Annotated in this window: 22 protein-coding genes; 16 read left to right on the top strand and 6 right to left on the bottom strand. The window is 72.0% G+C overall.

Annotated elements, in window-relative coordinates; all coding sequences use genetic code 11:
* Window positions 1-15: 15 nt before the first annotated feature.
* The 11 genes from EXU48_RS20355 to EXU48_RS20305 all read left to right on the top strand — a co-directional run bounded on the left by EXU48_RS20355 (window position 16) and on the right by EXU48_RS20305 (window position 10,922).
* Window positions 16-957, top strand: a complete 942-nt coding sequence (locus EXU48_RS20355; protein ID WP_133109523.1) for a carbohydrate ABC transporter permease — start codon at window positions 16-18, stop codon at window positions 955-957.
* Window positions 954-1,790 (top strand): carbohydrate ABC transporter permease, encoded by an 837-nt coding sequence (locus tag EXU48_RS20350; protein WP_133109522.1) that lies wholly within the window; start codon window positions 954-956, stop codon window positions 1,788-1,790. The genes EXU48_RS20355 and EXU48_RS20350 overlap by 4 nt, the downstream gene beginning before the upstream one ends.
* Window positions 1,787-2,611 carry an enoyl-CoA hydratase/isomerase family protein gene (locus EXU48_RS20345; RefSeq protein ID WP_133109521.1) on the top strand — a complete coding sequence of 275 codons (825 nt, stop codon included), beginning with the start codon at window positions 1,787-1,789 and terminating at the stop codon, window positions 2,609-2,611. The genes EXU48_RS20350 and EXU48_RS20345 overlap by 4 nt, the downstream gene beginning before the upstream one ends.
* A gap of 11 nt (window positions 2,612-2,622) precedes the next feature.
* Window positions 2,623-3,834, top strand: a complete 1,212-nt coding sequence (locus tag EXU48_RS20340; RefSeq protein ID WP_133109520.1) for a CaiB/BaiF CoA transferase family protein — start codon at window positions 2,623-2,625, stop codon at window positions 3,832-3,834.
* Window positions 3,831-4,283, top strand: coding sequence for a MaoC family dehydratase (locus tag EXU48_RS20335; protein WP_133109519.1), 453 nt, complete (start codon window positions 3,831-3,833; stop codon window positions 4,281-4,283). The genes EXU48_RS20340 and EXU48_RS20335 overlap by 4 nt, the downstream gene beginning before the upstream one ends.
* Complete coding sequence (locus EXU48_RS20330) at window positions 4,280-5,464, top strand: acyl-CoA dehydrogenase family protein (RefSeq protein WP_133109518.1); 1,185 nt, start codon at window positions 4,280-4,282, stop codon at window positions 5,462-5,464. The genes EXU48_RS20335 and EXU48_RS20330 overlap by 4 nt, the downstream gene beginning before the upstream one ends.
* Window positions 5,461-6,243 carry an SDR family NAD(P)-dependent oxidoreductase gene (locus EXU48_RS20325; RefSeq protein WP_133109517.1) on the top strand — a complete coding sequence of 261 codons (783 nt, stop codon included), beginning with the start codon at window positions 5,461-5,463 and terminating at the stop codon, window positions 6,241-6,243. Before EXU48_RS20330 ends, EXU48_RS20325 begins: the two co-directional genes overlap by 4 nt.
* Entirely contained in the window at window positions 6,240-7,349 is a 1,110-nt protein-coding gene (locus tag EXU48_RS20320) for a LacI family DNA-binding transcriptional regulator (RefSeq protein WP_133109516.1), read from the top strand. The genes EXU48_RS20325 and EXU48_RS20320 overlap by 4 nt, the downstream gene beginning before the upstream one ends.
* Before the next feature lie 399 nt (window positions 7,350-7,748).
* A complete protein-coding gene (locus tag EXU48_RS20315; RefSeq protein ID WP_133109515.1) occupies window positions 7,749-9,659 on the top strand; it encodes a heparinase II/III domain-containing protein in 1,911 nt (636 codons plus the stop codon).
* Window positions 9,660-9,729: 70 nt separating this feature from the next.
* Window positions 9,730-10,707: a chymotrypsin family serine protease gene (locus EXU48_RS20310; protein WP_133109514.1), complete on the top strand. Its 978-nt coding sequence runs from the start codon at window positions 9,730-9,732 to the stop codon at window positions 10,705-10,707.
* Window positions 10,704-10,922, top strand: a complete 219-nt coding sequence (locus tag EXU48_RS20305; protein WP_133109513.1) for a hypothetical protein — start codon at window positions 10,704-10,706, stop codon at window positions 10,920-10,922. The genes EXU48_RS20310 and EXU48_RS20305 overlap by 4 nt, the downstream gene beginning before the upstream one ends.
* A gap of 22 nt (window positions 10,923-10,944) precedes the next feature.
* Here EXU48_RS20305 and EXU48_RS20300 read toward each other — a convergent pair whose 3' ends face one another.
* Together EXU48_RS20300 and EXU48_RS20295 are read right to left on the bottom strand one after the other, a co-directional pair.
* Window positions 10,945-12,273, bottom strand: coding sequence for a hypothetical protein (locus tag EXU48_RS20300; protein WP_133109512.1), 1,329 nt, complete (start codon window positions 12,271-12,273; stop codon window positions 10,945-10,947).
* A gap of 170 nt (window positions 12,274-12,443) precedes the next feature.
* The gene (locus EXU48_RS20295) at window positions 12,444-12,836 is read right to left on the bottom strand and encodes a hypothetical protein (RefSeq protein ID WP_207947848.1); all 393 of its coding nucleotides are present in this window, start codon (window positions 12,834-12,836) and stop codon (window positions 12,444-12,446) included.
* 131 nt (window positions 12,837-12,967) lie between these two features.
* Between EXU48_RS20295 and EXU48_RS20290 the strand changes: the two genes are divergently transcribed.
* Complete coding sequence (locus EXU48_RS20290; protein WP_235857167.1) at window positions 12,968-13,549, top strand: helix-turn-helix domain-containing protein; 582 nt, start codon at window positions 12,968-12,970, stop codon at window positions 13,547-13,549.
* A 344-nt stretch (window positions 13,550-13,893) separates the two neighbouring features.
* Here the strand turns inward: EXU48_RS20290 and EXU48_RS20285 are convergent, their stop codons facing one another.
* From EXU48_RS20285 to EXU48_RS20275, 3 genes are all read right to left on the bottom strand, one after another.
* Window positions 13,894-14,289 (bottom strand): hypothetical protein, encoded by a 396-nt coding sequence (locus EXU48_RS20285; protein ID WP_133109510.1) that lies wholly within the window; start codon window positions 14,287-14,289, stop codon window positions 13,894-13,896.
* A gap of 59 nt (window positions 14,290-14,348) precedes the next feature.
* The gene (locus tag EXU48_RS20280) at window positions 14,349-15,347 is read right to left on the bottom strand and encodes a hypothetical protein (RefSeq protein WP_133109509.1); all 999 of its coding nucleotides are present in this window, start codon (window positions 15,345-15,347) and stop codon (window positions 14,349-14,351) included.
* Window positions 15,348-15,471: 124 nt separating this feature from the next.
* Window positions 15,472-16,107 (bottom strand): DUF1028 domain-containing protein, encoded by a 636-nt coding sequence (locus EXU48_RS20275; RefSeq protein ID WP_133109508.1) that lies wholly within the window; start codon window positions 16,105-16,107, stop codon window positions 15,472-15,474.
* A 107-nt stretch (window positions 16,108-16,214) separates the two neighbouring features.
* On the opposite strand from EXU48_RS20275, the gene EXU48_RS20270 reads away from it, so the two are divergent.
* From EXU48_RS20270 to EXU48_RS20255, 4 genes are read left to right on the top strand one after another with little or no spacing between them, the layout of a single operon-like run.
* Window positions 16,215-17,759: an ABC transporter substrate-binding protein gene (locus EXU48_RS20270; RefSeq protein ID WP_133109507.1), complete on the top strand. Its 1,545-nt coding sequence runs from the start codon at window positions 16,215-16,217 to the stop codon at window positions 17,757-17,759.
* Complete coding sequence (locus EXU48_RS20265) at window positions 17,756-18,724, top strand: ABC transporter permease (protein ID WP_133109506.1); 969 nt, start codon at window positions 17,756-17,758, stop codon at window positions 18,722-18,724. The genes EXU48_RS20270 and EXU48_RS20265 overlap by 4 nt, the downstream gene beginning before the upstream one ends.
* The gene (locus EXU48_RS20260; RefSeq protein WP_133109505.1) at window positions 18,721-19,716 is read left to right on the top strand and encodes an ABC transporter permease; all 996 of its coding nucleotides are present in this window, start codon (window positions 18,721-18,723) and stop codon (window positions 19,714-19,716) included. Before EXU48_RS20265 ends, EXU48_RS20260 begins: the two co-directional genes overlap by 4 nt.
* A complete protein-coding gene (locus EXU48_RS20255) occupies window positions 19,713-21,317 on the top strand; it encodes a dipeptide ABC transporter ATP-binding protein (protein ID WP_133109504.1) in 1,605 nt (534 codons plus the stop codon). Before EXU48_RS20260 ends, EXU48_RS20255 begins: the two co-directional genes overlap by 4 nt.
* Before the next feature lie 15 nt (window positions 21,318-21,332).
* Here EXU48_RS20255 and EXU48_RS20250 read toward each other — a convergent pair whose 3' ends face one another.
* On the bottom strand, window positions 21,333-22,637 hold the full coding sequence (locus EXU48_RS20250; protein ID WP_133109503.1) for an erythromycin esterase family protein: 1,305 nt from the start codon (window positions 22,635-22,637) through the stop codon (window positions 21,333-21,335).
* Window positions 22,638-22,649 lie beyond the last annotated feature (12 nt).

The raw sequence follows: 22,649 nt of genomic DNA, 5'->3' as shown, positions 1-22,649 counted from the left end.
TCCCCGAGGAATCCCATGCTCACCGACACCCCTGTGCGTGCCGAGGCCGGCACCTCGCCACCGCCCGTGAAGCCCGCCCGCAAGCCGCGGATGCCCCAGTGGTTCTGGGGCGTGCTCCTGGTCCTGCCCTCCGCAGTCCTGGTGATCGGCGTGATCGCCGTGCCGATCGCCTACCTGGCGCGCCTCAGCCTGACCGACGCGCACGCCTACCTGCCCCGCATCAATGACGTCGGCCTCGGCAACTTCGCCGACCTGGCCGCCTCACCGCAGTTCTGGCAGAGCCTGCGCACCACCGTCGTCTACGCGACCCTCACCGTGGCCATCCAGCTCGCCCTCGGCGTGGTCGTGGCCCTGCTGATGCACCAGAAGTTCCGGGCCCGCGGCCTGGTCCGGCTGATCGCGATCGCGCCCTACATGATCCCGGCGATCATCGTCGCGCTGGTCTGGCGGTGGCTGCTCGAACCGAACAACGGCGCCTACTCCTGGATCGTGCGCAACGTGATCCCCGGCGCCGACCAGGTCAACCTGCTCAGTCCCACCTGGATCTTCGTCTCGCTCGTGGTGGTCTCGGTGTGGATGTACACCCCGTTCGTGGTGATCAGCGTGCTCGCGCGGCTGCAGACGATCGACCTGTCGATCATCGAGGCGGCGACCGTCGACGGCGCCGGGCCCTGGCGCCGGTTCTGGGCGATCATCCTGCCCGAGCTCAGCCCGGTGCTGCTCACCCTGGTGCTGCTGCGGTTCATGTTCATGTTCACCAAGTTCGACATCGTCTACCTGTTCGCGGGCACTGGGCAGGAGGTCCGGACCCTGCCCCTGCTGACCTTCCAGACCATCTTCGGGGAGTCCCGCCTCGGTGCCGGAGCGACCCTCGCGATGGTGATGTTCGGGCTCCTGGTCATCTTCACCACGGTCTACCTGCGGACCATGCACCGACGTTCGGAGGAGACCGAATGACCACCCTCAAGCGCCTCGCGCAGCCCCGCTGGATCCTGGGCATCGGGATCCTGATCGTCCTGGCCGTGAACCTGTTCCCGTTCTACTGGATGGTGCTCACGTCCGTGAAGCCGGGCACCGAGCTCTTCTCCAACCCGCCGCGGTTCTTCACCACGGCACCGGACTTCGGCGCCTACGGCAGACTCCTGGAGAGCACCGGATTCCTGACCTTCGCCAAGAACAGCCTGATCATCTCCACCGGCGCCACACTGCTGTCGATCGCGGTCTCGGCGATGGCCGCCTACGGGCTCACCCGGTTCCGGTTCCCCGGCAGCCGCGCCTTCACCACCGCGATCCTGTACGCGTACACGTTCGCCCCGATCGTGGTGGTCGTGCCCCTGTACGGGCTGTTCCGTGACATGGGCCTGATCAACACCTACGCGGGCATGATCCTGGCGTACGCCTCGTTCGGGGTCCCGTTCAGCATGTGGTTGCTGCGTCCGTTCTTCAACGCGATCCCCAAGGAGCTCGAGGAGGCCGCGTTCCTCGACGGCGCGAACCGGGTCAAGAGCGCCTGGTACGTGATCCTGCCCCAGGCGACCCCCGGGATCATCGCCGTCTCCGTGTTCACCTTCCTGCTCGCCTGGGAGGACTACCTGTTCGCCCGGGTTTTGATCACGGACACGAACATGAAGACCCTGCCGGTCGCGCTGCACGACCTGCAGAACGCGAGCCTGCAGGACTGGCCGCTGCTGATGGCCGCCGCGGCCCTGGTCAGCCTGCCGGTTCTGCTCGCGTTCCTGTATCTGCAGAAGTACCTGATCGCCGGCTGGGGCGCGGGGGCGATCAAGTGAGCACCACCGACACGACCGAGCTCGACCACGATGAGGAGCAACGACAGATGTACGTCAGGTACGAGGTCCGCGGCGACACCGCCCGGATCACGATCGACCGCCCCGGCAAGCTCAACGCGCTGGACCTGGACGGCTGGCACGGGATCACCGCGGCGCTGACGCGGGCCGCGGAGGAGGCACCCGGGCCCGTGGTCCTGACGGGCACCGGCCGGGCCTTCTGCGCGGGCGATGACATCGCGACCTTCGCCGAGCACACCACCCGCCAGCGCGCCCATGACTTCTTCATCGGCGGGCTGCTCGGCACCATGACCGCGATCGCGACCCACCCGTACCCGGTGATCGCCGCCGTCAACGGACTGGCCGTGGGCGGCGGCTGCGAGCTGGTCCTGGTCTCCGACCTGGCCATCGCCGCCGAGTCCGCCCGGTTCGCCCTGCCCGAGGGCCGCATCGGCGCCTGGCCGACCGTCCAGGTCGGGGTCGCCGCCCACGAGAGCGGGCGCAAGCTCGCCGCTGAGATGGCGTTCGAGATGGACTGGGTGAGCGCCGTCGACGCCCCGCGCTTCGGCCTCGTCAACCGGGTGGTGCCCGACCAGGACCTCGAGTTCGAGCTCGAGGAGACCATCGCCCGGATCCGCACCGCCTCCCCGCACGCACAACGGCTGACGAAGCGGTTCCTCAACGAGGAACTCGTCACGGCCGGGCTGCCGAAGGTGCGCCGCGCCCTCGAGGCGCTCATCGACGAGACCCTGCCCACCCGCGACCTGCAGGAGGGCACCAGCGCCTTCCTCGCCAAGCGCCTGCCGACCTTCATCGACGCCTGAGGACGCCACCCATGACGCACACGCTTCCCCTCGAGGGCATCCGGGTCCTCGACTTCGCCCACATGATGCAGGGCCCCTGGGCTGCCGAGATGCTTGCCGACCTCGGCGCCGACGTGATCAAGGTCGAGGCGGTCGACGGCGGTGAGCGCGGCCGCCAGTCCGGCACCACCTTCCTGAACGGGCACAGTTCGCAGTTCCTCGCGATGAACCGCAACAAGCGGTCGGTCGCCGTCAACCTGAAGGACCCCGACGGACTGCGGGTGGCCCTGCGGCTGGTCGAGACGGCCGACGTGCTGGTGCAGAACTTCCGGCCCGGGGTGATGGACCGGCTCGGCCTCGGCTGGGACCGGGTGCACGCGCTGAACCCCCGGCTCGTGTACTGCTCGGCGTCCGGGTACGGCCCGCATGCCGCGGACCAGCGGATGCCCGGCCAGGACCTGCTCGCCCAGGCTCGGACCGGGGCCCTCTGGCTGACCGGCACCCGGGCCTCCGACCCGACGCCGGCCGGGCCGTTCGTGGCCGATGTGCACGCCGCGACCATGCTCGCCCTCGGCGCCGCCGCCGCCCTCGTTGAGCGCGGCGCCACCGGGCAGGGCCGGCTGATCGAGGTCGACCTGGTCGGCGCCATGCTGCACCAGACCACCCAGGAGGTGGTCACCGCCCTCAACTCCGGTGAGGTCCCGGAGCGCCCGACCGTGCCCGGCAGCGCCTCGATCGAGGCCCCGTACGGCGTCCACGCCACCCTGGACGGGCACGTCGCGATCTCCCTGACCACGATGGCGGCGCTGGCCGAGGGGCTGGGCCGGCCGGACCTGCTCGCCGAGTTCCCGGACAAGGACGCCGCGACCCAGCGCCGCGACGAGCTGAACGCCCGGGTCGGCGAGATCGTGGCGCGGCTACGCACGGCGGACTGCCTCGCCGCACTCGACGCGGCCGGGGTCTGGTGCGCACCGGTGAACGACTACCCCGCGATGACGGCGGACCCGATGGTCGCCTGGCCGAGCCGCCGCCTGCAGGTGGACCACCCCGAGGCGGGCCGCCTGGACCTGGTCGGCAACCCGATCACCCTGGACGGCGGCCAACTGCCCGCCCGTCGTCCCGCGCCGCTGCTGGGCGAGCACACCGGCGAGGTGCTCGCCGAACTCGGCCTCGCCGACGACTACGACGCGCTCCTCGCCCGCGGCGCCGTCGGCGCCGGACGACCCGAGCGAGTGAGCGCATGAGTGCCACCGGACTGCGCGACGGGCTCCCCGCCGTCGGCGCCTCGGTCGTCTTCCGCAAGACCGTCACCGAGGCCGACGTGGGCCTGTTCGCCGGGATCACCGGCGACCTCGCGCCCCAGCACATCGACGAGGAGTACATGCAGGAGCGCCCGCAGGGGCGCCGGATCGCCCACGGCAGCCTCGTGCTCGCGCTCACGTCCACGGCGGCCGCGCGGCTGTGCGACGAGCACGGCGTGACCGCGGTCTCCTACGGCTACGACCGGGTGCGGTTCATCCGCCCGGTCTTCCTCGGGGACACGGTCCGGGTCGAGTACACGGTCGCGTCCGTGGACCCGGGCCGGCATCAGGCCCTCGCCGAGATGCGCGTGACCACCCGGCGGGGCGAGGAGCTCGTCCTGGTCGGGACCCACATCCTGTACTGCTACCCGGAGACCGGCGGTGCCTCATGATCCCTGGACTGGAAACCTTCATCGACGCCGAGGTCGCCCCGCGAGCGCAGGCGATCGACCGCGACGCAAACATCCCACCCGACCTGATCGAGCGGGCCGCCGCCCTCGGGCTGCAGCGGATCCTCGCCGGACCGGGGGGCCGGCCCGACCCGACCCGGATCGAGACCGCCTGCGAGGTCTCGATGTCACTCGCGGCGCACTCCCCGGCGGTCGCGCTCCTGGTCGCCGGGACCCGGCTGAGCACCTACCTGCTCGGCAAGTACGCACCCGCCCACCTGGTCGAACGGTGGCTGGAGCCGACGCTCGCCGGGCGCACGTTCGGGTCGTTCGCGATCACCGAGCCCGAGGCCGGCACCGACGTGCGGGGTCTGCAGACCGTCGCGATGCCCGACGGCGACCGGTACGTCCTCAACGGCGGCAAGTGTTGGGTGGGGTTCGCCCCGGTCGCGGACTTCGCGATCGTTCTCGCCAAGGTCGGCTCCGCCGACCGGGACGCGCCGATGGTCGCGCTCGTGGTCGACATGTCCAGCCCCGGCGCGTCCGGCCGCCCGGGTCCGGAGCTCTCGGGGTTCCGCGGGATGCCGAACGGGGAGCTGCACTTCACCGACGTGTCCGTGCCCGCCGCCGACCGTCTCGACGTGGAGGGGTTCGCGGGGATGATGGACGGGCTGAACATGGCCCGCATCGACGCGGCCGCCTACGGCTGCGGGCTGCTGCGGGGAGCGCTGGTCGCGAGCCTGGACCGGGCCAACGGCCGCTCCGCGTTCGGGCGACCGCTGGCCGAGCTGGCGATCATCCAGCGCAAGATCGGCCGGATGGCCACCGACCTGCACGCGGCCTCGGCCCTGACCCTGCGCGCGGCCCGGTCCTTCGCCGACGGTGACGGCGGCGACCAGGACCTCATCTCGATGGCGAAGATGTTCGCCTCCGACGCCGCCCGCCGAGCCACGGACGAGGCGATGCAGATCCACGGTGCCCTCGGCATCGTGACCGACGAGCCGGTCAACCGGATGCACCGGGACGCGAAGGTGACCCAGATCTTCGACGGCACCAGTGAGATCCACGAGACGATGCTGGGGCGTAGGGCACTGCGAGCCCAGGCCACCGGCCGGCTCGACCCCTTCATCCATACCGAGCGGACCGCGGCACTCAGCGCGACCGGACCTGGAGGCCTCCGATGACCGACGACCGAACTCCCGCCGCTGCGGCCCCCGGGACGCTGACCGGATCGGTGGCCCTGGTCACCGGCGCGGTCGGTGCCCTCGGTGCGGCGATCTGCCGTGACCTCGCCCGCGCGGGCGCGGACATCGTGGTGCACCACCTCGACCAGCGTGAGCAGGCGCTGGCCCTGTGCGGCGAGCTCGAGGACCTCGGCGTGCGCACCGTCGAGGTCTCCGCCGACGTGACGGACTGGGACGCCGTCGCCGCCGCCCTCGAGGACGCGCAGGAGCGGTTGGGTCCGATCGATATCCTGGTCAACAACGCGGGCTGGATGGAGTCGCGACGGCTCGTGGACACCGACCTCGCCCAGTGGCGACGGACCATGTCCGTCGACCTGGACGGCGTGTTCATCGTGACCCGCCTGGTGGTGCCGGGCATGCTGGAGCGAGGGGAGGGGCGCATCGTGAATCTGAGCTCGCAGCTCGCCTACAAGGGCGCCACCGACTTCGTCGCCTACTGCACGGCGAAGGCCGGGCTGCTCGGCTTCACCCGGGCGCTGGCCCGCGAGGTCGGGCCGACGGTACGGGTCAACGCGATCGCGCCCGGGCCGATCGACACCCCGATGGTGACCCCGCACGCGACCCCGGAATGGGTGCACACCCGCACCCGGGACTCGGTGATCGGCCGGCTCGGCCTGCCCGAGGAGATCGGGCCGGCGGTCACGTTCCTGGTCGGCCCCGGTGCCCCCCTGTTCCACGGGCAGACGCTGCACCTGAACGGCGGCGGGGTGCTCGGGTGAACGACGGGCCCGCGGTCGAGGGCGCGGCCGAGTCGTGGGCCGCGCCCGGTGAGGGCGCCGAGGCGCGCCGGCCCGCCAAGCCCACGATCAACGACGTGGCCGCGCGCGCGGGCGTGTCGAAGGCCACGGTCTCGAAGTTCCTGAACGTCTCGCTCGGGTACTCCGTGGCGCCGAAGACCCGGGCCAGGATCGAGGACGCGATCCGTGAGCTCGACTATCACCCGAGCCCGATCGCCCGCAGCCTGACCAGCGGCTCCTCGATGACGATCGGCCTCGTGATCGCCGACATCATGAACCCGTTCTTCCCCGATCTGGTCGCCAGCCTGCAGAGCGTGGTCGAGACGCGCGGCTACAACCTGATCCTGGGCAGCTCCGGGCGGGACGGCGACCGGGAGGTCGAGATCATCCGCTCGCTCATCCAGCGGCGGGTGGACGGGCTGATCCTCGCCTCGGTCCAGGGCGGTTCCGCCGAGCTGGAGTTCATCGAGGAACTCGGCGTCCCGACCGTGCTGGCCAGCCGCGACCTGCCGGAACTGCTCTGGGACACCGTGGTCATCGACAACGTCCAGGGCGCCGAGATCGCGGTCAAGCACCTGCGCGACCTCGGCCACACCCGGATCGGTTACGTGGCCAGCAACCAGAGCGTGAAGCCGTTCCACGACCGACTGCGCGGCTTCGAGGCGGCGACGGCGGACCTTCCGGACGCCGTCTCGGTCACCGTGGGCTCGATGATGGAGGACGGCCGGCTCGGCACGCACGAGCTGCTCGCCCGCACCCCGCGGCCCACCGCGCTGCACTACGCGAACGACGTGATGGCCCTCGGCGGACTGGTGGCCTGCGCGGAACTCGCGCTCAGCGTGCCGTGGGACGTCTCGATCATCGGGCACGACAACATCAGCGCCGGCTCGCTGCCCGGGATCGGGCTGACCACCGTGGACAGCGCCGCCGCGTGGGTGGGGGAGCGGGCCGGGGAGCTGTTGCTCCACCGGATCGGCGGGCCGGCCGCCCACGGCGGGCCGCCGCAGCTCGTGGTGCGGCCGGCCAAGCTGATCCTGCGGTCCTCGACCGCCCCGCCGGCCGAGGCGAGGGGCGCGGCGCACGCCTGAGGGCAGAGCCGAAGAACAACTATCTGCGGAAAGTTCGTTCCTGCGACGGCCGCCTGGAGCATGCTCCGGGCGAGGCTCAGGACCGACCGGGTGCACGGCGCCTGGCTTCCCGCGAGAACGTCTTCAGGGCCGCGTTCGGTACTCGCTCCAGAACGTCGCCGGCGGTGCGCCGGCCGATCACGCCGAGATCGCGACCACGGCGGTCAATGCCCTGATCAAGAGGATCGCCAACCCGGACCGCGGCCTCAGGGACGGGGCGCGGCAAGGGCACCGGTTTCGGCGCGACGGCGGTGGCAGCGGTGGTCGGCGACGGACCGCCGCGTGGCCGGTGGCGTTCGGCAACGGCCGGCCGGTGCGCAAGGATGGCGTGGTCGTGTTCGAGGGTGACCAGGAGGAACAGTGCGTGTCAGTGACCGACTCGCCGAGGCGGTGCTGCGGGAGCACCTCCCGGAGCCGGGGGCGTGGCGGCCGGTGCCGCCGGTCGATGATCGGGCCGCCTGGGATGCGGTGGACGCCGCCGTGCGGAGCGTCCTGCTCGTCGAGGCCGAGCAGCGGTGCACCGGGCCGTGGCCGACGCTGCCCGCGACGGCCTGGCTCGCCTACGCCCGGGACGGGCTGCGGCTGCCGTTCGAACGGCACTACTTCGCCCGCCGGGACCGGCTCGCGGCGGGCGTGGTGGCCGCGGCCCTGACCGCGGACGACCGCTTCCTCGACGACGTCGTCGACGGGCTCTGGGCCGTCTGTGAGGAGAGCGCGTGGTGCCTGCCGCCGCACGACTTCGGCGAGCCTGACGGCGGGGGTGCGCTGCCGGACCCGGCTCGGCCCTCCCTCGACCTGTTCGCCGCCGAGACGGCGGCCGCGCTGGCCTGGGCCGACCACGTGCTCGGCCCGCGCCTGGCCGACCGTGCACCCGGGCTGCGGTCCCGGATCCGGGGTGAGGTCCGCCGTCGGGCCCTGGCCCCCTACCTCTCCGATACGACCTGGCGCTGGTACTCCGGCTCCGCGAACAACTGGAACCCGTGGATCCACTCCAACCTCGTGGCCGCCACCCTGCTGCTCGAGGACGACCGGGAGCGCCGCGTGGCCACCATGCTCAAGGTGGCGGCCGGGCTGGACCACCACCTGGCCGCGGTCCCGGACGACGGTGGCTGCGACGAGGGCGTGGACTACTGGTGGCGCGCCGCGGCGAGCCTGTTCGAGTGCCTGGAATGGCTGCACTCGGCCTCCGGCGGCGCCCTCGACCTCTACGACGAGCCGTACCTGCGCGCCGCGGCCCGATACCCGCTCGGCGTGCACGTGGGCGGGCCCTGGTACGTCAACTTCGCCGACGGAGCCGCCCGCGCCGACCGGGGCGCGAGCCGCAACGGCGCCTCGCCCCGGTTGCTGCACCTGTTCGGCCGCCGCATCGGGGACCACCAGGTCCAGGCGCACGCCCGGGCGATGCGGGGCGCGGGACCCGCGGTCGAACCGTCCTACTCCCTCGGCCGGGTCCTGCCTGCCCTGTTCGACGCAGACTGGCACGCCGCGCCACCCGCCGACCCGCCGCTGCTCGCGCACACCTGGCTGCCGCGCACCGAGGTCCTCACCGCCCGCACCCGGGCCGGCAGCGCGCAGGGCCCGTTCGTGGCGGTCAAGGGCGGGCACAACGCGGAGAGCCACAACCACAACGACGTCGGGTCGTTCGTGCTCGCGTGGGACGGCGACCCGGTGGTCGTGGACGCCGGTGTCGGGGAGTACACCCGGCGCACGTTCTCGGCCGACCGGTACCAGATCTGGACGATGCGTTCGACGTTCCACAACCTGCCGCAAGTGGGGCGCTGGGAGCAGCGGGACGGGCGCGAGTTCGCCGCCCGCAGCGTTGCGGCGACCCTGGACGAGCAGTCGGCGACGTTCCGGGCGGATCTGGCCGACGCCTACGACCGCGGCGCCGGGATCCGGTCCTGGTGGCGCGAGGTGATGCTCGACCGGGCCGCCGGGCAGGTCACCGTCCGGGACACCTGGGACCTCGAGGCCGCGGGCCCGCTGCGGTGGCACCTGCTGCTGCGCCGCGAACCGGTGGTGATCGTCCCCGGCGTCCTCGAACTCGCGGGCGAGCGGGCGCGGGTGCGGCTGCACCACGACGCCGGGCTGTGCCGCACCGAGCACGAGGTGATCGACATCGACGACGTGCGGCTCGGGCCGGTCTGGGGAGAGTCGCTGCACCGGCTCACGCTGATCGCCGACGGCGCCCCGAACGTCGGGAGCACGAGCGTTCGGTTCGAGGGGGCCCGCGAGGGCGACGATCGGCGGTTCCGGTTCGAGAGCCGGTAGCGCCGAGAAGCCGCTCCGGTGCCGGTAGCCCCGGGCGCGGATGTCGGAGGCGGGGCGCAGACTGGACGCCATGGACCTCAATGACGCACGTGCACTCAAGAGACAGGTCATCGCGTCCGTCGGCGACCGGTTCGCGAGCGCGGCCGGCGCGTTCGCGACGCCCGGGCTGGCGCCGTTCGCCGTCGGCATCGCGCCGCGCGGCGGGGCCGATTACGGGGTGGCGGTGCGCTACGACCACCACGACGACCGGGTACTGGCGGTCGCGGAGGACCTCGCCGCCGAGCTCGGTCCGGACGCGGACGTGCGGGCGGTCGGACGGGTCCGGGCGCTCACCGAACCCACCGCGCCAACGGTGGGGGAGCAGGGCCGGGTCCGCCCGCTGCGGCCGGGCCTCTCGATCGGCCACCGCGACGTCACGGCGGGCACGCTCGGCGCGTTCGTCACCCGGCCCGACGGCGATCCGTACGTCCTGTCGAACTTCCACGTTCTCGCGGGGTCGCCGCAGGCGCGGCTCGGCGACCCGGTGCTGCAACCGGGCCCGGCCGACGGAGGCCGCTACCCGCAGGACCGGATCGGCGCCCTGGCCGCCGTGGTGGCGTTGGAGGCCGGCCGAGCCGCGACGGTCGACGCCGCCCTCGCCTCGCTGGAGGACGTCGAGTTCGACCCGACCTACCCCGCCGGGACGCTGACCGGCACGACCACGGTCGAGGGCGACGAGCCGGTGCAGAAGATCGGCCGCACCACCGGCGTCACCGACGGTCGGGTGAGCGCCATCGAACTGGACGGGATCGTGATCGACTACGGCGAGGGCCTCGGCCAGCTCACCTTCGACGACCAGATCGAGGTGGAGTCCACCACGGCCGGGCCGTTCTCCCAGGGCGGCGACAGCGGGTCGCTCGTCTACCGCCCGGACGACGCCGCCGCAGTCGGGCTGCTGTTCGCCGGCAGCGAGACCGGCGGCACGAATGGCACCGGCCTGACCTACCTGAACCAGATCGAGGCGGTGCTGACCGCCCTCGACGCCAGCCTGGTCCGCGGCTCGCGATGAGCGACCTCGAGGCCGCCCGGGCCGCCAAGGAACGCGTGCGCGCCGAGTTCGGCGACCGGGACGGGATCGTCGGCGTCGGCCTGGTGCGCGTGCCGGACGGCCACGGGGTCCGGGTGAACCTGCGCACCGCCGACGACGCCCATGACCTGCCCGACACGGTCGACGGCGTGCCGGTCCGGACCGTGGTGGTGGGGACGGTCCAACCCCGGGCCTGAGCCCGCCCCGGCGACCGCGACGTCAGTGCCCGAACTGGATCTGCTTGAAATCGATGAGGTGCAGCTTCTTCTTCGGTGCGCTCGCATCGTCCGGGTGCGGGACCGACTGGGTGGTGACGATCGTCTCCAACCGGATCTGGGTGGTTCCCTGGGACAGCCGGATGTGGAACTGCTGCTTGTCCCCGGTCCCGATGATGGTGACGCTGTTGGCGTGGGTCTTCGCGGCCACGGCCAGCTGGTCACCGTGCTGGACGGCCGTGATGACGTTCGTGCCCTTGGCGATGGCCGCCGAGTTGCTCAGCGGGACCAGGATCAGCGGGCTCGCGTTCGTGATCACCTGATTGTGACCGTCGTGGGCGCCGTAGTACCGGCTCAGGCCGGAGGCTCCGGTCGGCTTCCCGGCGAGCTTCAGGTTCGCGGCACGCTCGGCCAGGTCGATCACGTCGGCCGTGAGATGGTCGAAACCGTCCCGCAGGTCGAGGATCCGCACGACCTTGAACCTGAGGCCGGAGAACGTCTGGTTCAGGGCGTCGACCTCCTTCTTCAGGGCCGTCTTGTTCTGCAGGCCGGAGGTGCCGAGGTGGTCGCGGATGTTGATGAGCGCGGTCTCGATCGTCACGGTCCGCGGGTTCAGCGCCGTCTTGACCGTCGACGCGGCGATCCGCTCGGCCCGGTAGGTGTCCCGGATGTTGGCGAACAGCGTCTCGATCTCGACGCGCTTCTCCAGGCATCGCTTCGCCCGGACAGCGTCCTGCAGTGCCTGGTCGGCCTTGCGGTAGGCCGCGACCAGGCTCGGCCGGCTCGCCACCCCGCGGGCCAGCTGGACGCCGACGAAGGTGCTCCACTGGAATTTCAGTTCCCGCATGGCCGCGTACTCGCTGTGCCGGCGGTCCTGGCGTTGCGCCTTGGTTCCGGTCGGATCGACCGGCGGCGGCTTGGGCAGGCCCTTCGTCTCGATCCGGCGCCGCAACTGCCGGCGCGCCTCGCTGACGATCCCGATCTGGCGGTGCTCGTCCGGGGTGCCGGTGATGGCGTCGAGCAGCCGCGAGAGGCGGCCGATGCTCATCTTCTCGAACTGGTAGTCCGTGCCGTTGAACGTGATGACGTTCCGGCCGCCGACGGCCTGCGGGGGCCCGCCGACGCGTTGCACCGGGGTGCGCAGGAGGGCGGCGACGGCCCGGTTGCCGGCGGTCCGCTGCAACGTGTGCACGTCCGCGTGACCCAGCGACGCGGCATCGGCCAGGGCCCGCTGAGTGACCCGCTCGTCCCGGTGCGGCGCGCCCGCACGGCCGCGCTCGCGGTCGACGGTGCTTCTCGAACTGCTCCGACTCAGGACCTGGTGCACGCCCATCGGATCCTCCCGTGGCGGACCGTCGATGTGTCCGAGCCACGTCCAGGGTAGTGACGGTCCCCCGACCCAGCAAGGCCGTGGGGGCCCAGCGGGTGTGGCCCCACGCCCGTGAGGGCTCCCGTGTCGGTGGTCGTCGCCAAAGACACCGGAGCTCACCTCGGCGGCTGCGGCTACTCGAACAGACGGATCGAGTTGATCGGGGTCAGGTCGAGGTCGCGGTAGCCGCCCGCGAGCACCCCGATCCGGCAGGAGGTGCCGTGGCTCGTGGCGCACAGGGTGGCGCCGGCGCCACCGGTCTGGTTGTTGAAGATGCGGTGCTCGCCGTACTGGTTGTAGATCCGGTGGGCACCGTAGGAGAAGAAGATGTACGACGGATTGCCGCCGTTCCAGTCCGCATCCGGGTAAACGCACACGGCTCCGCGCGGGCAGCCGGTGTACGCCCCACCGGGCGGGTCGTTGGAGGACGCCTGCGCGGCGGGGGTTGCCGTGCCGACGGCGGTCAGCGCGAGCGTCAGGGCGGCCAGCACCGCGAGGGTGCTCTGGCGGATACGGGCGATGATCACGGGTTGATGCTCCTCATCATGGGTGTTCGGTCGTGACCACCCTGGGCCGGCGTGGTTTCATCTCGCTTACATCGTGCTGACGCCCGTGCGGACGCTCGGCGATCGCGGCCCGGCACGGCAGGATGGCCCCCATGACTCTCAGCGACGACGAGCTAGCGGTCAGCGTGATCGGGCAGGCGGTGCGGGCCGGGCGCAAACGCTTGGGCCTGTCGGTGCAGCAGTTCGCCGACCGCGCCGACGTCAGCCTCGGCCTGGTCAGCACGCTGGAACGGGGGCGCGGGAACCCGTCGCTGCACACGCTGCGCCGGCTCGCGACGGTGCTGGGCGTCGGCGTGGCGGACCTGCTCGAGCCGGCCCTGGAGGATGTCAGCGTGGTCCGGGCGGGGGAGCGGCACCGGCTCCCGATTCGCGAGGGATCGGAGCGCCAGCGAGTCGTGCGCGAGCTGCTCACCCCGCGCGGGGACACCCGCCTGCAGGTGATCCGGTCGACGCTGCCGATCGGGTTCTCCAACGAGGAGCAGCCGTTCCGGCACCTGGCCACCGAGTCGATCACGGTCGAGAGCGGACGACTGCTGCTCGCCCATGGGGAGCGCCGGGAGACACTCGAGCCGGGGGACTCGGCGACCTACGGGTGCGAGACCCCGCACTGGTGGGCGAATGTCGCCGACGTGCCCACCGTGGTGATCGGGGCCGTCACGGCGTCCGAACGGTGACGGCGGCCGCGCGAGGCGCTTCCGCGGAAGCGGGTGGGCCCGTTGAGATCGGACCCGGCGTGCTGACCTCGTACGGCTCGGGGTACTAGGTCAGAGTGCCGGGTGCGAGGTCGGGCCAGCAGGTCCCGATTCGTCGGCGGCCAGGCATGATCTCACCGCCGCTTCCGCGGAAGCGGGTGGGCCCGTTGAGATCGGACCTGGCGTGCTGACCTCGTACGGCTCGGGGTACTAGGTCAGAGTGCCGGGTACGAGGTCGGGGCCACGGGTCCCGAGTCGGAGGCCGCCAAAGGCGCGGTCCCCTCCGTTCACGCCGCGCCGGTCCGCCGCGAGCGGGGCGCCGTGGGCTATCCCGCCCGTCCTCGCCCCTGGTCGAAGAGTTCGATCCGTGACTCGAGGACCCGAGTCATCGCCGTTGCCGCGTGCTCGGAGCCCTGGTCCCGCAACTCCTGGGCCGCCAGGTGCTTCAGGGTGGTGTCGTCCTCGAGGGTCTCGTCGGCGGCGGCCAGGTAGGCGTCACCGAGTTCGGCCAGGCCCCGCTCCGCGGCGTCGAGTGCCACCGTCTCGGCCCCCTCGGGCTGCGACGTAGCCACCGCCAACCAGGCCTTCGCCGCGGCCACCCGGCGGTGCGCCGGCCGCTCCGGCTCGCCCGCGGCGAGAGTCACCTCGCCTACACCGGCCGCCGCACCGTCGCCCACCGAGCGTTCCTCACGGATCACGGTCGAACCGTCCGGATCGGCCATCCTGTCCTCCTCGCGTCGTCACCTGCCATCATCGTGTAGCTGTAGCGGGCCGACCGCTCTCACCCGCCCGTGATCCAGGACCAGAGCCGGCCGAGCCATGACTGCTGCACCGGGGTGCCGGTGCCCTTCGCCGCGGTGTCGGTCGCGGCCTGCTCCGTGGTGGGCACGGGTGGCAGCTTCGCAGGCTCGGGCGGCAGGGTCGGTGCCGCGCTCTCCACGTGGGCCTGTGGCTTGGCGGTGACGGTGTCGTCCTTGCCCGCGTAGTACACCAGGTGGTACTTGTCGCAGACGGCCTGCGCCGCCTGCTCGACCCGGATCTTGAAGGCGAGCTTCTTCGCCGCGCCGGCGGCGAACGTGGTGTTCCAGAGCGCGTTCATCTCCAGGCGCAGCGCCGTCTTCTTCTCCGGGGTGTCCGCGGCGGCGACGAGCGCATCGAACTCGCTGGTCTTGGCGACGGCGAAACGCGCCGTGCCGGACTGCACCACCTTGACCCGCTCCTGCTGCCACACCATGTTGGACAGGTCGCCGGCGCTGAAGGCGATGTCGGTGAAGCCGCCCTCCGACGTGTCGTAGGGGTGGGTGTGGCCGGAGGCGACCAGCACCTCGTCCGGTCCGACGTCCTTGTAGTTGACCTGGAACGAGCCGCTGGCCTTGCCGACGCCCGCGCGCCAGACGTACTTGCCGTCCTTGGTCTTGACCAGGATCCCGCCCTGCTCCATCGACTTGCCCTCGGGGAAGGACGCGTCCCAGGCCGCCGCGAGCCCGGCGGCGAGTTCCGGCGGTAGCCCGAGCGAGTCCGGGGCGCCCTCCACGTCGAAGGCCTTGCCGAGGGCTGCCTCGTCGAACTTCGCGTTCCGCTGGACCGCCGGCAGGTGCGCGAGCGTCGGCTGCCCGCGGCCCGCACGGGCCAGGAGCTGGGCCACCGCGCGGTTCCCGGCCGCACCCTGCAGGGTGGCGAGAGTCAGCGGCCGACCGGGAGCGTCGATCTCGTCCGCCGGCCGCGAGGGGCGTCGCCAGGCCGTGGCCGGCGCGGGCCGTTCGGAGTGTTCGTGAGCCATCGCGGCCCTCCAGGATGCCGCCCGAACGGCGGCGTCAGCCCGGATCCTAGGCCCGCCCACCCGTTCGGTGCGGGGTGGCGGAGGCGGACCCGAGGGCACGTTCGTTGCCCGTTGGGGAACCGCGTCAGGGCGCGGAGGTCGACCCGGCGGCGCGCAGCCGCACCAGGTCCTCGAGGCGAGCGAGCGGGTCGACGTCGTCATCGACGCGCAGATCGTAGGCGACCGCCTCGGCGGCGACCTCGGCGACGAGCAGCGCCGCGCTCTGCCGCCCGCGGGTGTCGCCGCCCGCCTCCTGCCCGGCCACGAGCGAACGGAGCAGCGCCCGGGCGAGCGAACCGGCGCCGTCGGGCTCGGTCGGGGCGCCGAAGGCGGCCAGCATCGCCTCGAGCACCTCGGGCCCGGTGAGCAGATTGCCCAGGGCGATGACGCCGTCGCGCACCACCTGCCCGCGCCACGGCGTGGTGGCGCGGCCGGTGTGGGCGGCGCCGCGTCCGTCCAGCGCGAGCACGGCCACCTGCCGGAGCTCGGGCTCGTCGTCCCAGTGCCCGACGGCGGCGGTCGCCTCCGCGGGGGAGCGTCCAAACCGTACGGCGTCCAGCAGGAGGCCCCGCAGGCGCGGGTTGGTCCAAGCCTGGCTGGCCGCCGCTCCGACGCGCGGATCGAGCGCGGGCACGGTCGCGCCGACCGCGAGCGACCGGCTCGCCGTGGCGATGCCGATGGCCGTGCGGCCGCGGTCCAGAGCGATCACCGTGTACGTCATGTTTCCCCGGGGTCTCGTTTCGGTGACGGTTGCGCGTGCGCCTTGCCTCGACCCGCAGTCTCGCACATACTGATCGAATCATCATTTGAGTGATCGAAGGAGTCCTCATGCGTCGCCCCGCATCTCTGATCGCCGCGCTGGCCGGTCTCGCCCTGCTGGCCGCGTGCTCGCCGGGCGAGGGCGTCGACATCGACGACGGCACCGGCTCCGGGACGGACGCCGGGTCGGCGGGCGAGGTCCTGCGCGTCGCGATCGGCGGCGAACCCGACCAGCTCGACCCGAACAAGACCTCCTCCTACTTCTCCTTCCAGGTGCTCGAGAACGTCTACGACACGCTCGTCGAGACCGACGCGAACCTCGAGATGCAGCCCGCGCTGGCCGAGAGCTGGGATACCAGCGACGACCAGCTCACCTGGACATTCACGCTCCGCGAGGGCGTCACGTTCCACGACGGTTCCGAGTTCACCAGCGAGGACGTGGTCTACAGCTACCGCCGAATCATCGACGAGGAGCTCTCCAACGCGTGGAAGTTCACCTCGATCAGTGACATCCAGGCCCCGGACCCCATCACGGTCGTCATCACCCTGACCCAGCCCACCCCGAACCTGCTGTCCAACCTCGGCGGCTTCAAGGGCATGGCGATCGTGAACCAGGAGAACGTCGAGTCCGGGGAGATCACCACCGCCCCGGTCGGCACCGGGCCGTTCGCGCTGACCGAGTACGCCTCCGGCGACCACATCACCCTGGAGGCGAACCCCGACTACTGGGGCGGCGCGCCGAGCCTCGCCGGCGTCGAGTACCAGTTCATCTCCGAGCCGTCCACGGCGCTGGCGGCACTGCGTTCCGGCGAGATCGACTGGACCGACGTGGTCCCGCCGCAGCAGGTTGAGGAGCTCGAGGGGGACGACGCCGTGGAACTGGGCGTGGCGCCGTCCAGCGACTACTGGTACCTCGCGCTCAACGAGGCCCGCGAGCCCTGGAGCGACCCGCGCGCCCGGCAGGCGATCGCCTACGCGATCGACCGGGACGCGATCATCCAGGCCGTGAGCTACGGCACCGCCGCCGCGAACCAGCTCGCGATCCCGGAGCAGAGCATCTGGTACACCGAGTACGACACCTACTCCACGGACCTGGACCGGGCCCAGGAGCTCCTCGACGAGGTCGGCTACACCGGCGGCACCCTCGACCTGCTGGTCACCACCGACTACCCGGAGACGGTCACGGCCGCGCAGATCATCGCCTCGAACCTGGAACCGCTCGGCATCGAGGTCTCGATCCGCCAGCCGGACTTCTCCACCTGGCTCGACGAACAGAACACCGGCAACTTCGACATGCTGATGATGGGATGGCTCGGCAACATCGACCCGGACGACTTCTACTACGCCCAGCACCACTCCGGCGGCTCCTCCAACGCGCAGGGCTACGCCAACGCCGAGGTGGACGAGCTGCTCGACGCCGGCCGGGTCGAGACCGACCAGGATGCGCGCTACGACCTGTACGCGCAGGCCGCCACGATCATCGCCGACGAGGCCAGTTACATCTACCTCTACAACCCCTCGGTGATCCAGGCCTGGAGCCCGGACCTGACCGGGTACGAGGTGCTGCCGGACCGGGCCATCCGATTCCGGTCCGTGGAGCTCGCAGCCTCGTGAGGTCGGGCTCGCCCCGAGCGCTCTTCGTCTTCCTCGGCAGGCGGCTGCTGTACTCGGCGGTCGTCCTGTTCGGGGTGCTCGTGGTGACGTTCGCGATCGTCCAGCTCGTGCCCGGTGACCCGATCCGGCTCGCCCTGGGGACCCGGTTCAACCAGGACGCCTACGACGCGCTGCGGGCCGCCAGCGGGCTCGACCGGCCGTTGCACGAGCAGTTCGTCTCCTACGTGACCGGTGCGCTCACCGGGGACCTCGGCGTGAGTTTCCGCAGCGGGCAGCCGGTGACGTTGCTGCTTCTCGAACGGCTGCCCGCGACGATCTCGCTGGCGCTGGTCGGCGTGCTGATCGCCCTGCTCATCTCGGTTCCCGCCGGGATCTGGGCCGGGCTGCGGGAGGGCCGGCTGGCCGACGGGATCGTGCGGGTCACCTCGCAGTTCGGGGTGTCGATCCCGGACTTCTGGATGGGGCTGCTGCTGATCACCCTGTTCGCAGGGGTGCTCGGCTGGCTGCCCTCCAGCGGGTACGCCCCGCTAGCGGAGGATCCGGCCGGGTGGGCCCGCCGGGTGATCCTGCCGGCGCTGACCGTGGGCCTGGTGGCGGCCGCGATCCTGACCCGGTACATCCGTGCCGCCGTGCTCGAGGTGGCGCACGCCGGCTTCGTGCGGACCGCCCGCTCGAAGGGGCTGGCGCCGAGCGTGGTCACCGGGCGGCACATCGTGCGCAACGCGCTGGTGCCGGTGCTGACCATCGTGGGGATCCAGCTCGCGACGATCCTGTCCGGGGTGATCGTGGTGGAGGTCGTGTTCGCCTGGCCCGGTCTCGGCCGGCTCGTCTACGACGCGGTGGCCGCCCGCGACTACGCGCTCATCCAGGGCGCCGTGCTGTTGATCGCGGTGATGTTCCTGGTGGTGAACCTGGTCGTGGACGTGCTCTACGCGGTGGTCGACCCGCGGATCCGGCTGTCATGAGCAACGCACAGCGCCCGACGGCGCAGGTCGGGCCGGGCGGGTCGGCGTCCGTTGGCGGGGTGGACCCGCTGGGCGGACCGGCGTTCGGGCCTCCCAGCGCCGGTGGCGCCGGCCCGGTCGACGACGCCGCGCCTGAGCGCCGGGTCGCCGCCTGGCGGCTGCTCGTCGCCAATCCGGTCACCGTCGCCGCCGCGGCCACCCTCGCCGTCGTGGTGTTCGTGGCGCTCACCGCCCAGTGGATCGCTCCGTACGGCGTGAACGAGGTGGACGTCGCCGGCGCGTTGCAGCCGCCGAGCTGGGCGCACCCGTTCGGCACCGACGACCTCGGCCGCGACATCCTCTCCAGGGTGATGCTCGCCGCGAGCACCTCGCTGCAGGTCGCCGTGGTGTCGGTGACGTTCGCGTTCTGCGTCGGGGTGCCGATCGGGATCATCTCCGGGTACGTCGGCGGCTGGCTCGACACCGTCTCGATGCGCGTGGTCGACGTGATGTTCGCGTTCCCGGTGCTGCTGCTGGCCCTGGCGATCGTGGCGATCCTGCAGCCGGGCATGGCGACCACGATGCTCGCCATCGGGATCGTCTACACGCCGATCTTCGCCCGGGTGGCCCGGGCCTCGACGCTGTCGGTGCGCACCGAACCGTACGTGCAGGTGGCCCAGACCATGGGCACCCCGTGGTGGCGGATCCTGCGCCGGCACGTGCTGCCGAACATCACCGGGCCGCTGATCGTGCAGACGTCCCTGTCGCTGGCGTTCGCGATCCTGTCCGAGGCCGCACTGTCCTTCCTCGGCCTCGGTATCCAGCCGCCGCAGCCGTCCTGGGGCGGGATGCTGTTCGCCGCCCAGGGCTTCGTCACCCAGGCGTGGTGGATGAGCGTCTTCCCGGGCCTGGCGATCTTCGTGACCGTGCTGGCGTTCAACCTGCTCGGCGACGGACTGCGGGACGTCCTCGACCCCAAGCAGCGCACCCGGATGGAGGCCCGGCACCGATGAACGTCCTCGAGGTCGCCGACCTGCATGTCTCGATCGGCCGCACCGACATCGTCCGCGGGGTCTCCTTCGCCCTGGAGCGTGAGCAGACCCTCGGCATCGTGGGGGAGTCCGGCTCCGGGAAGTCGATGACCGTGCTCGCCGCCACCGGGCTCCTCGACGCCCCCGGCGCCAGGGTCGGTGGCTCGGCGATCCTGCGCGACGACCGACTCGGGCTGGCCCGGCTCATCGGAGCGAGCCCGAAGGCGCTGCGCCGCGTGCACGGGGACGCCATCGGGTTCGTCTTCCAGGACCCGTCCACGTCCCTGAACCCGCTGCTCACCCTCGAGCGGCAGATCACCGAGTCGCTGGAGGCGCACCGGAACCTGACCCGCCGCGCGGCCCGCACCCGCGCGCTCGACCTGCTCTCCGCCGTCGGGATCCCCACGCCCGAGAACCGCCTGGACGCCTACCCGCACCAGCTCTCCGGCGGCCAGCGCCAGCGCGTCATGATCGCGATCGCGCTCGCCTGTGACCCGGGCCTGCTGATCGCCGACGAGCCCACCACCGCCCTGGACGTGACCACGCAGGCGCAGATCATCGACCTGGTGCGAGACCTGCAGGAGCAACGCGGCACCGCCGTGGTCTGGATCAGCCACGACCTGGGCGTGATCGGGCAGGTCGCCGATGACGTGATCGTGCTGCAGCAGGGCCAGGTGGTCGAACACCGCCCGATCGTCGAACTCGTCGACGCACCCGCTCATCCGTACACGCAGGTGCTGCTCGCGGCCCGGCCGCGCCTCGGTGGCTCGCCCCCGCCGCCGGTGGACGACTCCGGGGCGGTGCTGCTGGACGTGGCGAACCTCGACGTCCGCTTCCCCGTCTCCACGCCGACCGGCCGCGCCCAGATCCACGCGGTTCGGGACGTCTCCTTCCAGGTGCGGCGCGGGACCACGCTGGGCCTGGTGGGGGAGTCGGGTTCGGGCAAGTCCACCATCGCGAACGCGCTCACCGGGCTCGTGCGGGCGAACGGGAGCGCCACGCTGGAGGGGCAGCCGTTGCTCGGCAAGGTGCCACGGGACCGACGGCGGCGCCTCGCCATGGTCTTCCAGGACCCGTTCTCCTCACTCGACCCGCGTATCCGCGCCGGCGACGCCGTCGCCGAGCCATTGCGGGTGCACCGGCTGCGGCCCGGGCGGCACCGCGAGCGGGTCGCCGCGCTGTTCGACCTGGTCCGGCTCCCGACGGCCTTCGCGTCCCGGTTCCCGCACGAACTCTCCGGCGGCCAGCGCCAGCGGGTCTCGATCGCGCGGGCGCTGGCGCTGGAACCGGACCTGCTGATCCTCGACGAGGCGACCGCCTCCCTGGACGCCTCGATCCAGGCGCAGGTGCTCGGCCTGTTGCGCGACCTGCAGCAGGAGCTGGCGCTGACCTACCTGTTCATCGCCCACGACCTCGCGATCGTGCAGGACATGAGTCACGACGTGCTGGTCATGCAGGAGGGTGTCGCGGTGGAGTACCGCCCCGCCGGAGAGTTGTTCGCCGACCCGCGCGAGGAGTACACGCAGCGACTGCTCGCGGCGGTCCCGCCGGAGCGGCCACGGGCCGCGCGTTCGGGGCGGTAGCGGTGTCGCCCTGCCTCAGAGCGGCTCCGCGGGGGTGACCTCCTGCGTGTGGACGAGCACGTCGAACCACTCGCGAAGGGTGCCGCCGTGGGCGAGCGACCCGCTTCCGTACTCGGGAAGGCCGCGGGTCCTGAGCTGGGCGTCGAGCCAGTCGCGGACCGCCCGTGGCACGTGCCGGTCGAGCCCGACGACGAACTGGGCGTGGCGGACGTCCGCGAGGGGCCGCTCGAACCAGCCGGGGGAGGCCGGCGGCATCGCGACGGTCGTGCCGTCCTCGGTGAGGTACGTGCCGTGGTCGAAGGTGAACCCGATGGTCACGTAGTGCCGCCCGTACCAGTCCTCGAGGTGGGATCCCGCGCTCGCGAAGGTGGTGTCCGGCTCACCCGGCTCGGTGATCGTCAGGCGCGGCGCGTCGGCGACGTGCGCGGACGCGGCCCAGTAGACGGTGCGCGCCCCCGTGTGGTGCTGCCACCAGCGCACGTTCTCCGCTGATCTGGCGTCCCGGTAGTCGGGAATGTCGTCCCACGGCAGGCTGAACGCCTCGTACCAGGAGTGGATCTGCCGGGCGTGGTGGGCGGCGAGGTCACCACTGTCGCCGCCTCCGATGGTTTCGACGAGCTGCTCGACCGCGGCGGCAGCCTCCACGTAGGGCGTCTTGTCCACGATCGCCAGGTACTCGCCCAGGTGGGTGCGCGGATCGACCCCGGGATCCGGCCGCACCCACTCGAAGTACGTCAGCAGCTCGGTCATCCGGTCGGGCGCGTTCGCGGCGACATGGGCCTCGACGGCGTCATAGGCGGGCGACCCGGTCGCGAAGTACTCGGTTCCGGCGATCCGCACATCGGTGACGTGCGTGTCGTTGTAGTGGCGGAGCCACTCGAGCACGTCGCGGAACTCGGTGGTCCGCCAGATCCTCTCCTGCACGTCGAGCACGGCGTCGAGATCGTCGCGGACGCCCAGTACGTAGTCGCTGACGCTGAGGGAGAGCGTCCAGTCCATCTCGAACGCGATCGCCCGCACTCCCTCGTGGGTGACCAGGTGGCGCAGGTAGCGGGCCTGCAGCGTGGTGACCTCGCCGATCGTGTGGCCGGGTTCGCCGAGTCCGATCACCTCCGCCCCGGCGGTGGCCCGAGCGATCGCCGCGAGGTCGCGGCCGGGTCGGGTCGGGTCGTCCGGGACGGCGACGGCGTGTCGCTCGACCCACCGGGTGACCGCCGATGTCGGTGTCGGCGGCGATCCCTGCGCGGGCGTGCTCGGCGCGACCAGGGCGAGCGCGAGCACGCCGGCGGCGAGGCCGAACGCGGTGTGACGGACTCTCATGATGACCTCCGT

Origin of the sequence: Occultella glacieicola (assembly GCF_004353825.1) — a bacterium.
In the GTDB taxonomy this organism is placed as follows: Bacteria; Actinomycetota; Actinomycetes; order Actinomycetales; family Beutenbergiaceae; genus Occultella; species Occultella glacieicola.
This window is presented reverse-complemented; position numbering and strand designations above follow the sequence as displayed.